This is a genomic window from Arthrobacter sp. ISL-30, assembly GCF_018613855.1.
Taxonomy (GTDB): Bacteria; Actinomycetota; Actinomycetes; order Actinomycetales; family Micrococcaceae; genus Arthrobacter.
This window is the reverse complement of sequence record NZ_JAGGPK010000053.1, coordinates 1-12455: the sequence shown is the minus strand read 5'-3', so window position 1 is coordinate 12455 and position 12455 is coordinate 1. Positions and strand designations below refer to the sequence as shown.

9 protein-coding genes are annotated in these 12455 nt (G+C 63.6%); 5 read left to right on the top strand and 4 right to left on the bottom strand.

Features of this window, described 5'->3' with window-relative positions; all coding sequences use genetic code 11:
* On the top strand, positions 1-693 hold a 693-nt coding region (locus J7E82_RS18720), incomplete at its 5' end, for an LPXTG cell wall anchor domain-containing protein (RefSeq protein ID WP_214865390.1).
* Positions 694-774: 81 nt separating this feature from the next.
* Here J7E82_RS18720 and J7E82_RS18715 read toward each other — a convergent pair.
* From J7E82_RS18715 to J7E82_RS18705, 3 genes are all read right to left on the bottom strand, one after another.
* Positions 775-1194 (bottom strand): DoxX family protein, encoded by a 420-nt coding sequence (locus tag J7E82_RS18715; RefSeq protein ID WP_214865388.1) that lies wholly within the window; start codon positions 1192-1194, stop codon positions 775-777.
* Between the two features lie 672 nt (positions 1195-1866).
* Positions 1867-3354 (bottom strand): FAD-dependent oxidoreductase, encoded by a 1488-nt coding sequence (locus J7E82_RS18710; protein WP_214865387.1) that lies wholly within the window; start codon positions 3352-3354, stop codon positions 1867-1869.
* 209 nt (positions 3355-3563) lie between these two features.
* Positions 3564-5783 (bottom strand): NADP-dependent isocitrate dehydrogenase, encoded by a 2220-nt coding sequence (locus tag J7E82_RS18705; RefSeq protein WP_214865371.1) that lies wholly within the window; start codon positions 5781-5783, stop codon positions 3564-3566.
* Between the two features lie 399 nt (positions 5784-6182).
* On the opposite strand from J7E82_RS18705, the gene J7E82_RS18700 reads away from it, so the two are divergent.
* A complete protein-coding gene (locus J7E82_RS18700) occupies positions 6183-7193 on the top strand; it encodes a serine protease (RefSeq protein WP_214865369.1) in 1011 nt (336 codons plus the stop codon).
* A 58-nt stretch (positions 7194-7251) separates the two neighbouring features.
* Here J7E82_RS18700 and purH read toward each other — a convergent pair whose 3' ends face one another.
* The gene (gene purH / locus J7E82_RS18695; protein WP_214865367.1) at positions 7252-8868 is read right to left on the bottom strand and encodes a bifunctional phosphoribosylaminoimidazolecarboxamide formyltransferase/IMP cyclohydrolase; all 1617 of its coding nucleotides are present in this window, start codon (positions 8866-8868) and stop codon (positions 7252-7254) included.
* A gap of 182 nt (positions 8869-9050) precedes the next feature.
* Here purH and J7E82_RS18690 point away from each other — a divergent pair, with 182 nt between their 5' ends.
* The 3 genes from J7E82_RS18690 (at position 9051) to J7E82_RS18680 (ending at position 12376) form a co-directional block, all read left to right on the top strand.
* Entirely contained in the window at positions 9051-9989 is a 939-nt protein-coding gene (locus J7E82_RS18690; RefSeq protein WP_214865365.1) for an N-acetylglucosamine kinase, read from the top strand.
* Positions 9964-10947, top strand: coding sequence for an N-acetylmuramic acid 6-phosphate etherase (murQ, locus tag J7E82_RS18685; protein ID WP_308113956.1), 984 nt, complete (start codon positions 9964-9966; stop codon positions 10945-10947). The genes J7E82_RS18690 and murQ overlap by 26 nt, the downstream gene beginning before the upstream one ends.
* A 76-nt stretch (positions 10948-11023) precedes the next feature.
* The gene (locus tag J7E82_RS18680) at positions 11024-12376 is read left to right on the top strand and encodes an MFS transporter (RefSeq protein ID WP_214865363.1); all 1353 of its coding nucleotides are present in this window, start codon (positions 11024-11026) and stop codon (positions 12374-12376) included.
* Positions 12377-12455: the final 79 nt, after the last annotated feature.

Genomic DNA, 12455 nt, shown 5'->3' with positions numbered 1-12455 from the left:
GACGGCGGGGTCCTCGGCAACGAGACCACCGTGGCAGACATTAGCCTCGGCAGCCTCGACACCGGCGCATTCGTCGATGGCGTAGCAGTCGGCGACACCGCCGGCACCGGCCTCGTTGAAACCGGCACGATCGCCGTCCCGGTCACCGCCAACGACGTCAACGCCACCATCCTCGAAACCGGCACCGGAGTACTCGGCGATGGCGGGATCTTGGGTAATGACACCACCGTGGCGGACATCAGCCTAGGTAGTGTCGACACCGGACTCCTTGTCGACGGTATAGGTCTGGGCGGAGCGGGCGCAGCAGGTATCACCGATCCTCTTGGCCCCACCGGCGTTACGCCACCAGTGGTGACCCCGCCGTCGTCCGGCACCGGAGCGATGGGCGGTCCGGACGCTGGAGCCTCGCAAGCAGGCACTGGTCCGGATGCTGGAACGTCCCAGGTAGGTTCTGGCCTGGCGGCAGCTGGATCCGTGGCGTCGGCCAGCGGAGCTGGATCCCTGGCATCTGCCAGCGGAGCCGGCTCCTTGGCGTCGACCAGCGGAGCTGGTTCCGGCAACCAGACCGGAGTGTCCGGCTTGGCCAAGACCGGGTTCATCGGTAACTGGCCATTAGTTGCTGGTGCTTTCCTCCTGGCGGGGCTAATCCTGCTCGGGTTCGGACGGCGCCAGCGGGCGGCGCTGAGCTGCTAGCCCCCTTATGCCAGGGCAACCCTGCGGGCCCCCTGTCCCGCGGGGTTGCCCTGCCCCCTCAGGGAAGCGGTTTCGTGTGAACTACCTAACCAACTTCCGATCCAGTGAGACCGCCCCTGGCCCGATGAAGGCGAACGTGATGGAGACGGCTATGTAAAGGATCAGGAGTTCAGCGGTGATGCCGGGGCGGTCCGTCAGCAGGGGCTTGCCCGATTCAGTCACAAACCAGATACAGGAGAAGAGGACAGCGGCCAGGAATCCAGCAATCCGGGTAAGGGCGCCAACCAGAAGCAGCAGCCCTAGACCGATTTCACCAGCAATAACCAACCAGGCAATCAGCTCGGGCTTCTGGACTCCCATAGCTCCAACGGAAGCTGCAAACGCGGCGTGCCCGGCCAGTATCTTCTGCAGGCCGTGCACAAGCATGAGCCCGCCGAAAACTACCCTGAGGATGGCGATGCCCCGCGCCGAGGACTTGGGAGAGGGATGGAGGAACTTCACCCGCCAATTGTGCCTGCAGTGGCTGCCCGGCCAAGCCTTACACCCCGGCGAGTCTGGGAATTGAAGCCTGGTAATTCAGGCTTGGTAATCCCTGCTGCCCTTCGAGACTGCCCGCCTAAAGGAGCCCGCGAGGCGTCAGAGAAGCATCCAGGCGGATTTTGCGCGCAACACAGTGTGCGCATAGAAACTGTCGCACTTGCTGCACGTATAACTGACGTCAAGCATGGTGTCGGGTGCTGCTGCGGCCGGCGCAGCGGATTCGACGAAGAGGAACTCATCGCTGCAACACTGAGTGCACCAGGGGCGGTCTGCGTTGGAAACCGGTGCCGCGCTAACCGATCCCGCACCGACCGGTGCCGTGCCACCTGGCCCCGTACCAACTGAAGCCGTGGCCGCGGCGATTTTGGGTTTCGATGAAAGCTTCGCGGGACCGGACAACTTCGAAGGGAAATGATCGGGCAGGGATAGATGTGATCGTGGTGTCAAAGCCACAGCTCCTTCGGAATGAGGCGCATCCTGGGCGTACATCCTTGTACGCGCACGCAGGTGCATAATCATGCCTTTGATAAGTGAACTTATCGTAGTCGCTGGACCCCGTTCCGTCCATCATCGTGCCGGAGCGCCGACCCGCTTCTCACGTGCCAGCACCTCAGCTTTGGGGATCAACAGGCGTTAATCCAGACGCCCAAGATCCTTCGTCGCAGGTCCCTCGAGAACTGTCCCGTCAGAATCGAACCGGGAACCATGGAGGGGGCAGTCCCAGGATTTTTCCGCATCGTTCCAAGTGACGATGCCGCCCAGATGCGTGCAGACTGCCGAGAGCCTGCAGGTAACTCCGTTAACGTTTGATACGGCAACAGGACGATCCTTTGTGACCACCACACCCGTTCCTTCCGGAGGGGTACGAACATCGGTTGCGGCCTGCGTTCTTGTCTTCGCCCACTCGGCACCCAACGTCTTGGCCACATCCGCGTTGAGGGCCACTGCTGTCCCTATACCCCGAGGGGAGGTAACGCGATGGTGTAGGGTTTTCGCCCACTGGACATCACCGCCGAGGATCTCTGAACTGATCCCCAGCGCAGCTGCAACACTATTGGTCAGTCCCCATTTGTTGTAACCGGTCGCAAAATAGATGCGGCCCTGCCCTCTTGGCATCTTGCCGAAGAAGGGCATCCTGCTGATGCTCCTGTGGTCCTGCGCCGACCAGGCGTGGGTGACTTCGGCTCCGGGGAAGTGCTGCTTTGCCCAGTCGGTCAGCACGTCCAAACGACCTTTTGGCGATGCAACGCGCCCCGTTTGGTGACCGTTGCCACCGACCATCAGGAGTTCTTCGCCGTCGGTAGGGACAGTCCTCACAGAGCGTCCGGGGACCTCGGCGGACAAGTACATGCCGCGGGGCAGCGACGCGGGGTCCGGTACGCGGAGGGTTGCGGCGTAGGAGCGTACGGGCTTGAGCTTCGCAAAATACAGCCCGCGGTTCAGGATTGGCATCCCGGTGCCCAACACGACGAGCTCCGGGTGGAGCTCGCCCTGGTCTGTGATGACGCGGAGGCCGTCGGAAGCCTCCACGTTCCGGACGCGCAGGTTCTCGATAACCCTGCCGCCCCGCCCCCGGAGGTCGCGGACCATGGCCTCTATCCAGTCCAACGGGTCTACCTGTGCCTGGTCTTTCAGGCGAAGCGCGGTTCTCACGGCGAACGGGAGTTCAGTTTCACTCACGGACTCCACTTCCAGGCCTGCGGCAATGGAGGCGGAGAGTTCTGAGTCGAGATCGGAGACGCCGCTGTCAGAAACAGCGAACGTATAGGCGTCCCGCCGCTGGTAGGCGACGCCCTGCTCGTCAAGGTAGCGCAGAAGCCAGGCCTGGCCTTCCCTGTTCCCCTCCACATAAGCGTCCACCACATGCTTTGAGTAGTAACGGCGCAACCCGGACAGGACTGTGCCCTGCAGCAGGCTCACTTTGGCCGTGCTTCGGCCACTGGTGCCGCTGCCAATGGTCCGTCCTTCAACAACAGTCACGTTCATGCCGGAGCGGGCCAGGAGAAGCGCGGTTGTCAATCCGGAGAGCCCCGCCCCCACCACCACTGCATCGCACTTTTCATCCGGAATGAATTCGTCCGAGCCCAATGCCCGGTGCCGGTCGAGCCAAAAAGATGTCATGGGAATCACTCCTGCATCTGCCGTCGGTCACGATGGATGCTTCGACGGTAGCCCGGGGGTAAGACTAAATCCAGAGGCCTGCGCCCTGAAAAGGACGACGACGGCGGGGAGCCTCCCGCCGCCGTCGTCCTTCCTGGAAACAAAACCACCGGCGCTCCCAAACGGGGCGCCGGTGGTTTCTCCAAGCAGATTCTGCTGAACCCCGATGCTTAGCTGAGGGTGGCCAGAACCTTGTTGAAGGTAACCGACGGACGCATGACGGCGGCTACCTTAGCCTCGTCCGGGCGGTAGTAACCGCCGATGTCCACCGGGGAGCCCTGAACGGCGGCCAGTTCGCCGATGATGGCTTCTTCGTTGCTGCCCAGTGCCTCGGCAATGGAGGAGAACGCAGACGCCAGCTCGGCGTCGACGGTCTGTCGGGCCAGTTCCTGGGCCCAGAACTTGGCCAGGTAGAAGTGGCTTCCGCGGTTGTCGATCTCGCCCACGCTGCGGCGCGGGGACTTGTTCTCGAGCAGGAAGGTCCCGGTGGCACGGTCCAGCGTGTCCGCAAGGATCTGTGCGCGGGCGTTGTCCGTGGTGTTGGCTAGGTGTTCGAAGCTCACGGCCAGGGCCAGGAATTCGCCCAGGCTGTCCCAGCGCAGGTGGTTCTCCTTGAGGAGCTGCTGGACGTGCTTCGGTGCCGAGCCGCCGGCGCCCGTCTCGAAGAGACCGCCACCGTTGATCAGCGGAACGATGGAGAGCATCTTGGCGCTCGTGCCCAGTTCCAGGATCGGGAACAGGTCCGTGAGGTAGTCGCGCAGCACGTTACCGGTGACGGAGATCGTGTCTTCGCCGCGGCGGATCCGCTCGAGGGTGAAAGCGGTGGCCTTTTCCGGGGACATGATTTCGATCTGGAGCCCGTCGGTGTCGTGCTCCTTGAGGTATTCCTTGACCTTGGCGATGAGGTTGGCGTCGTGGGCGCGGGTTTCGTCCAGCCAGAAGACGGCGGGGGTCTTCGAGGCGCGGGCCCGGTTGACGGCCAGCTTGACCCAGTCGCGGATCGGCAGGTCCTTGGTCTGGCAGGCACGCCAGATGTCGCCGGCCGAAACCTGGTGCTCGATCAGGACGGTTCCGGAAGCGTCAACCACCTGGACCGTGCCGGGGGCCTGGATTTCGAAGGTCTTGTCGTGGCTGCCGTATTCTTCTGCGGCCTGGGCCATCAGGCCAACGTTGGGAACCGTGCCCATGGTGGTGGGGTCGAAGGCGCCGTTGGCGCGGCAATCGTCAATGACCACCTGGTAGATGCCGGCGTAGGAGCTGTCCGGCAGGACGGCCAGGGTGTCCGCTTCCTTGCCGTCCGGGCCCCACATGTGGCCGGAGCTGCGGATCATCGCAGGCATGGAGGCGTCAACAATGACGTCGCTCGGAACGTGCAGGTTGGTGATGCCCTTGTCGGAATCAACCATGGCCAGTGCCGGACCTTCTTCCAGGCCCTTCTTGATAGCCGCTTCAACGCCTTCGCGGACATCCTGCGGAAGGTCCGAAAGTCCGTTGAGGATGGAAGCCAGGCCATTGTTTGCGCTCAGGCCGGCGGCCTCGAGCTGCTTGCCATACGTGGCGAAAAGCTCGGCGAAGTATGCCTTGACCACGTGGCCGAAGATGATGGGGTCGGAGACCTTCATCATGGTGGCCTTCAGGTGTGCCGAGAACAGCACGCCTTCCTCCTTGGCGCGGGCAACCTGCGCCGCGAGGAACTCGTCCAGGGCGGCTGCGCGCATGACCGTGCCGTCGATGACTTCACCGGCGAGGACGGGGAAGGGCTTCTTGAGGTCCTTGACGGTGCCGTCTTCCTGCACGAACTGGATTTTGATGGTGCCGTCGGCCGGGATAACTACGGACTTCTCGTTCGAACGGAAGTCATCGGCTTCCATGTGAGCCACGTTGGTCTTGGATTCGGGGCTCCATGCACCCATGGAGTGCGGGTTCTGGCGGGCGTAGTTCTTGACCGACAGGGGCGCGCGGCGATCGGAGTTGCCTTCGCGGAGGACCGGGTTCACGGCCGAGCCCTTGATCTTGTCGTAGCGCGAGCGGATGTCCGTCTCCTCGTCCGAGGAGGGGTTGTCCGGGTAGTCCGGGAGGTCGTAGCCCTTGCCCTGGAGCTCTGCAATGGCGGCCTTCAGCTGCGGAATGGACGCGCTGATGTTGGGCAGCTTGATGATATTGGCTTCGGGCTTCTTTGCCAGTTCGCCCAGCTCGGACAGGTCGTCGCTGATGCGCTGCTCTTCGTTGAGGTAGTCGCCAAAGACGGCGATGATGCGGCCCGACAGCGAGATGTCGCGGGTCTCCACTTCCACACCAGCCGTGGAAGCGAAAGCCTCAACAATCGGCAGGAACGAGTACGTTGCCAGCATCGGCGCTTCGTCAGTGTGGGTATAGATAATCTTGGCCATTGCTCGGGCGTCTCCCTGAAGGTCTGCGTACGTGTGGAATTGTTGTTACTTCAGCACATCCACTACCTGAGGAGTCTTCGGCGCCCGTAGGGGCCGCGGCTGCAACAGTGCACCGTACAAGGCGCAGTGGACTACCGCAATAACCCTGTTTGTCTGCCAGGTCAATGCCCGGCCGAACATTCATGTCCCACTATGCCACAGCGCATATTTCGGCCCTAAATCGGAAGGGGAAAGGAGCGTAGCACAGCCGCATAATTCACCCTGCTTCCCCATTGCGCCGCGGCCTCAACACGGCGCAAAATCTATTTACAAATTCGTCACGATAGGGTTACGTTCTGATTCCGCCGGTCAGCCGTTTCCAGTCTGGCGTCCTTTTCGTGACAATTAGCTAGGAACCCCATGCGACGCATCAAGACCTTGGTCGGCGGCCTGTTGAGTCTGTCAACAGCGACACTCCTCGCCCTAAGTGGCGCTGGCATTGCAACTGCGTCACCGGGGGCGAACGACGGCGGTGCATCCGATGCGGTGACCGTGCACCGTGTGGACGGATCAGGTTCCGCCGACTATTGGACTCCTGAGCGCATGCGGACGGCGGTATCAGGTGAAGTTCTAGCGGAGAAGGCTCTCAAGCGGGCAGGGAACCAGGGCGGATTTGCAGCCCAGGCTGAAAAGGGCGTGGCCAGCGAGATCCCCGGCATCCCGCATCCCGACACCAAAGCCACCAAGGATCCGCTCTTCGCGCGCAAGGGTGGCGGCAGCGTGACACCTGTTCCGCACATCGGCAAGGTCTTCTTCACCCTGGCAGGCACCAACTATGTGTGCTCCGGAAACTCGGTCACGTCAAGCAACAGGAGCACGGTCTCTACAGCCGGCCATTGCCTGAATGAAGGTCCGGGCGCCTTTGCGAGCAACTTCATTTTCGTCCCGGCCTACTTGAACGGCTCGGCCCCCTACGGCAAGTGGACCGCGAAGGCACTCTACGCACCTACTCAGTGGAGCACCTCCGGCAGTATGCAGTACGACACCGGCTTCGCCGTCATGGGTACCCTGAACGGCCAGCGGCTCGCCGACGTCGTCGGTGCCTCCGGCGTAAAGTTCAACGCCCAAAGCGGCCTGAGCTACACAGCCTTCGGCTACCCGGCTGCTCCCCCATTCGACGGGCAGTCGCTCTGGAGCTGCTCGGGCAAGGCCACCAAGGACCCCTACAACCCGCAGTTCAACACCCAGGGAATCGCTTGCAACATGAATGGGGGCTCCTCTGGCGGACCGTGGTTCATCGGCACCGGCTCCGGCGGCTACCAGAACTCGGTCAACAGCTACGGCTACGGCAGCAACTCCAACAAGATGTACGGCCCCTACTGGGGCTCAGTGATTGAGCAGACCTACCTGGGCGCAGCGGCGGCCGGCTAAGGAAGAATCGACGACGGCGGCTGTCCCCTTTCGGGGGCAGCCGCCGTTTCTGTGAGCGTTAGTGGAAGAAGTGGCGGGCTCCCGTGAAGTACATGGTGACGCCGGCCGCATTGGCCGCGGCGATGACTTCCTCATCGCGTACCGAGCCGCCTGGCTGGACTATGGCGCGGACGCCGGCGTCGATCAGGATCTGCAGGCCGTCGGCGAACGGGAAGAACGCATCGGACGCGGCCACGGAGCCGCGTGCGCGCTCGTTCCCCTCACCCGCAAGAGTGTTGGCGCGCTCCACGGCGAGCTTGCAGGAGTCGAGGCGGTTGACCTGGCCCATGCCGACGCCTACCGCTGCACCGTCGGAGGCCAGCAGGATCGCGTTGGACTTGGCTGCACGGCAGGCGGTCCAGGCGAAGGCGAGGTCGGCCAGCGTCTTTTCGTCGGCAGGTTCACCGGCGGCAAGAGTCCAATTGGCGGGATTGTCGCCGTCGGCGTCCACCTTGTCGGTGACCTGGATCAGGACGCCGCCGGAAACCTGGCGGATTTCCGTCGGGTAACGGTCGTAGCCTTCGGGCAAGGACAGGAGCCGGATGTTCTTCTTCTTGGAGAGGATTTCCACGGCTTCCGGTTCGAACCCGGGAGCGATGATCACCTCGGTGAAGATGTCAGCCACGGTGGTGGCCATGCCTGCAGTGACGGGGCGATTCGCGGCGATCACGCCGCCATAGGCTGAGACGGGGTCGCAGGCGTGGGCCTTGGCATGCGCATCGGCAATCGGGTCCGCGGCGGAAGTAGAGCCGACGGCCACTCCGCACGGGTTTGCATGCTTGATGATGGCGACCGCGGGGTCGGAGAAGTCGAAGGCGGCGCGCAGAGCGGCATCGGCGTCGACGAAGTTGTTGTAGCTCATGGCCTTGCCGTGCAACTGATCTGCCTGGGCGATGCCCACCGGGGCCGCCCTGTCCACGTACAGTGCAGCCTGCTGGTGCGGGTTTTCGCCGTAGCGGAGAACCTCGGAGCGTTCCAGCGCCAGGCCTGCGTACGCTGGCCAGTCGATTACGCCGTCGCCGTCTTCATCCAGGAACTGGCTGGCAGTCCAGGTGGCTACGGCATTGTCGTAGGTGGCGGTGTGCGCGAAGGCTTTGGCGGCGAGCCGACGTCGGGTCTTGAGGTCGAAGCCGCCCCCAGCGGCTGCCTCCACGACCGAACCGTAGAAGGTCGGGTCAACCACAATGGCGACGGCGGCGTGGTTCTTGGCTGCCGAGCGGACCATGGCGGGGCCGCCAATGTCGATCTGCTCGACGACGTCGTCCTGGCCCGCGCCGGAATGCACGGTTTCGACGAACGGGTAGAGGTTCACCACGACGAGGTCAAACGGCTCGATCTCCATTTTCGTGAGGGTTTCCATATGCGCCGGGACGCGGCGGTCGGCCAGGATGCCGCCATGCACGCGCGGGTGCAGGGTCTTGACGCGGCCGTCCAGCATTTCCGGCGAACCGGTGACTTCCTCGACTTCCTTGACCGGGATGCCGGCCGCGGCGATGGTCTTGGCGGTGGAACCGGTGGAGACGATGGCGACGCCAGCTGCGTGCAGGCCCTTGGCGAGGTCCTCCAGCCCGGTCTTGTCGTAAACCGAAATCAGGGCTCGGCGGATGGGCACACGGTCAAGCTGCGTCAAGGTCACAAAAGTCTCCGTCTTATCTCGCGAGGTAACGCGGTTGGGTGGGGATGGACCCAGTTTATATCGACGCGGCTCACGCCCTTCCGGCGTTACTTCAACTCAATGCCAGGCAGTTCTACGCCTGCCTTTACAAACCCCCGTCGGCGCCGATTACAAAGCCGGGCTGCGGACGTAACCTTACTTGCATGACCGATCACGTGGTGCTCGTGGCTGACGTCGGCAAAAGCCGCTGCAGGGTCGAACTGCGGCGCGGCAGCGAGGTCCTGGGGGCCTCGGAGCAGCACGGTTTCCCCGGCCTTGGGATAGAAGACGGCGGCACTTTGGCCTGCACACTCCTGGTTGATACGGCCGCCCAGCTTCCGGTCACGATCCCGCAGGACCTGGCCGGTTTCGGCGCCGCTGTGGCCGGCGTCGAGGCATCGACGGAGAACTCGCTGGAGCTGGCCAAGCTGCTCACTATCCATTACGGCGTACCATCCGCCGTCCTGTCCGACGCCACCGCAGCCCATCTTGGCGCGCTTCAAGGTGCCCCGGGCAGTGTGCTGATCGTCGGCACGGGAGCCGTGGCGTTCCGCTTCGACGACCTCGGCTACCTCCACCGCTCAGACGGTTGGGGCCCGTTGCTCGGAGACCGCGGCAGCGGGCGCTGGATTGGGCAGCACGGGCTGCACGCCGTTCTTGATGCCTACGACGGCGGTGCGGAGACAACGCTGACAGCTATGGCAGGAGCGCTCGTCGAGTCACCGGAGCATCTCCCCGCCTGGCTGGCGGACTCAGGAAACCCTGCGCGCGCCATGGCCCGCTTTGCTCCCCTGGTGCTCCAGGCGGCACAGGCGGGAGACGACGTTGCGCAGGGCATCGTCGACGCGGCCTGCCGAATCTTGACGGACACCGTGTTGAGGGTGGCCAAAGGTGACGACGTCGACCGAAGGGTGGCCCTTTTGGGTGGAGTGCTCAACTCCGAGTTCTTCGCGGAGCTCTTGCGGAAGTCCCTGGCATCGGCTGGGATTGAGGTGGTTGCGGCCCAGGGCGATGGCCTGGATGGCGCCGCCCTCGCTGTGACACGCCGCGGGCTCTTGCAGGAAAGGTACATCCACCGTGACGGAACGAACTGGCCCGAGTAGGAGCCACGCCGCCCATGCTGCCCAGGTGACCGAGGCTTCCCATTTGGAGGAGCTGCGGAACCAGTTGTCCGCCCTTCAAACTGAGGCCGCTGACCCGAGGCTGAATCAGCTGGACAGCATGGAAACCGAAGAGCTCGTGGCGGCCATGAACGTCCAAAACGCTGTTGTGCCAGGAGCGGTGGAGTCGGCATCTGCGGAGATCGTCCGGACGGTGGACGCCGTCGCTGACCGACTCTCCAAGGGCGGGCGGCTGCTATATGTAGGAGCTGGAACCGCCGGCAGGCTCGGCGTCCTGGATGCCAGCGAATGCCCGCCCACGTTCGGCACACCGCCTGGCCTTGTGGTGGGCATCATCGCAGGCGGGCCCGAAGCCGTCCAAAAGCCGGTGGAATACGCGGAGGACAACGCGACGGCGGGGGCGCGTGACCTGCATGACATAGGTGTCACCGAGTGGGACGCAGTGATCGGAATCTCGGCGTCGGGCCGTACGCCGTATGTGATCGGGGCGCTCGAGGAAGCCCGCAAGAGGGGGGCGTTCACGGCATCTCTCGCGTGCAATCCAGGTTCACCCATCAGCCACCTCGCAGACGTGGCAATCGACGTCGTCGTCGGTCCGGAATTCGTTGCCGGTTCCACGCGGCTGAAGGCCGGGACCGCGCAGAAACTCGTCCTCAACATGATCAGTACGCTGGCCATGGTGAAGCTGGGCAAAACGTACGGAAATCTCATGGTGGACCTGAAAGCCACGAACCAGAAACTGCTGGCGCGTGCGCAGCGTACGGTCATGCACGCAACGGGTGTGGACGCCGATGAGGCCGTGAAGGCGCTGGATACCGTGGGCGGCTCGGTCAAGGCGGCCATCCTGGTGCTGCTCACCGGGATCGAGCCCGGCCTGGCCAAGCAAGCGCTGGAGAACGCCGGCGGGTTCCTGCGGAAGGCTATTGAGGACAACCGCTGACGCGGGCGCTGATTCGGGGTAGGGCTGTCGCTCGGCTGGCCTGCCCGCCACGCTAAAGTTCTACGCAGGAGGGCACATGAACATTTACACCACCATGCCCAGCGGCGAACAAGTGGTTCAGGAACTTCCGTGGCGCTGGAAGGTCCAGGGAAGGATTTTCCTCATCGGGGGCCTCGGCTTCATGTTCGACGCCTGGGATGTGACGCTGAACGGCGTGCTCATTCCTCTGTTGTCCAAACACTGGTCTCTGACGCCGGGTGACGCGGGCTGGATCGGAACAGCCAACCTGATCGGCATGGCCTTGGGTGCGTTCGCCTGGGGAACCATCGCGGACACCATCGGCAGGAAGAAGGCCTTCTCGGCAACCCTGCTGATCTTTTCGGTGTTCACAGTGCTGGGCGCGTTCGCTCCGGACATCGTGTGGTTCTGCATCTTCCGCTTCATGGCGGGCTTCGGCCTTGGTGGCTGCATTCCCGTCGACTACGCGTTGGTCGGTGAATTCACGCCGCGGAAGCAACGCGGCAAGGTCCTGACAGCGATGGACGGCTGGTGGCCCATTGGTGCCGCCCTCTGCGGCTTCGTGTCCGCGGGGCTGATTGCGGCCTTCGGAGACTGGCGGCTAACCATGCTCATCATGGTGCTGCCCGCCTTCCTGGTGTTCTGGGTGCGGCGGAGCGTGCCCGAATCACCATTGTTCCTGATCCACAAGGGCAGGCGGACCGAGGCCGCCGAGGTCATCGACTCCATGGTCCTGGCCACGGGCGCCGATCCGCGTCCCTACAGCCTGCCCGACCCCCAAGACACCCCGCGCCTGTCGGCTGGCAGCGCCTGGACTCAGCTTCGCAGCGTTTGGCAGTTCAACTGGAAGATCACCACTGCCGCCTGGGCCTTGTTCTTCAGCATCCTGCTGGTCTACTACCTGTCCCTGACCTGGGTGCCGAGGATCCTGATCGGCGCCGGGTTCGAGGATTACAAGGCATTTGTCACGACGGCGTCCATGGCCGCCGTCGGGCTGTTGGGCGTGATTGTGGCCGCCGTGCTGGTGGAACGCGTGGGACGCAAATGGATCCTGGCGATCACCGGACCTATGTCGGCGCTGACCCTGGTGATTGTGGCCTTCGTGGTGGACATTCCGTCCGCCGCGGTGTTCTGGCTGCTGGTGTTCGGCTTTGTGGTGCAGGTGGCCATCCCGGTGCTGTATGCCTACGTCTCCGAGCTCTACCCCACTGAGCTTCGCGGCTCCGGCTTCGGCTGGGCGTCCACGTTCTCCCGGGTCGGCGCGGGCATCGGTCCACTGGTGTTCGCACAGTACTTCTGGCCGGAGTTCGGGCTGGCGAACTCCTTCGCCCTGGCCGGCGGCCTGGTGCTGCTTTCAGTGCTGTGGATGGCGTTGTTCTCGCCGGAGACGAAGCAGCGGGTGCTCACCTGATCCCCCTTCGTCCCCTTTCCCTCTCCCTTCCCAACTAGTCCGAAAATGAGGTGGGCCAGTGTGTGGTGTGGGCAGGGTT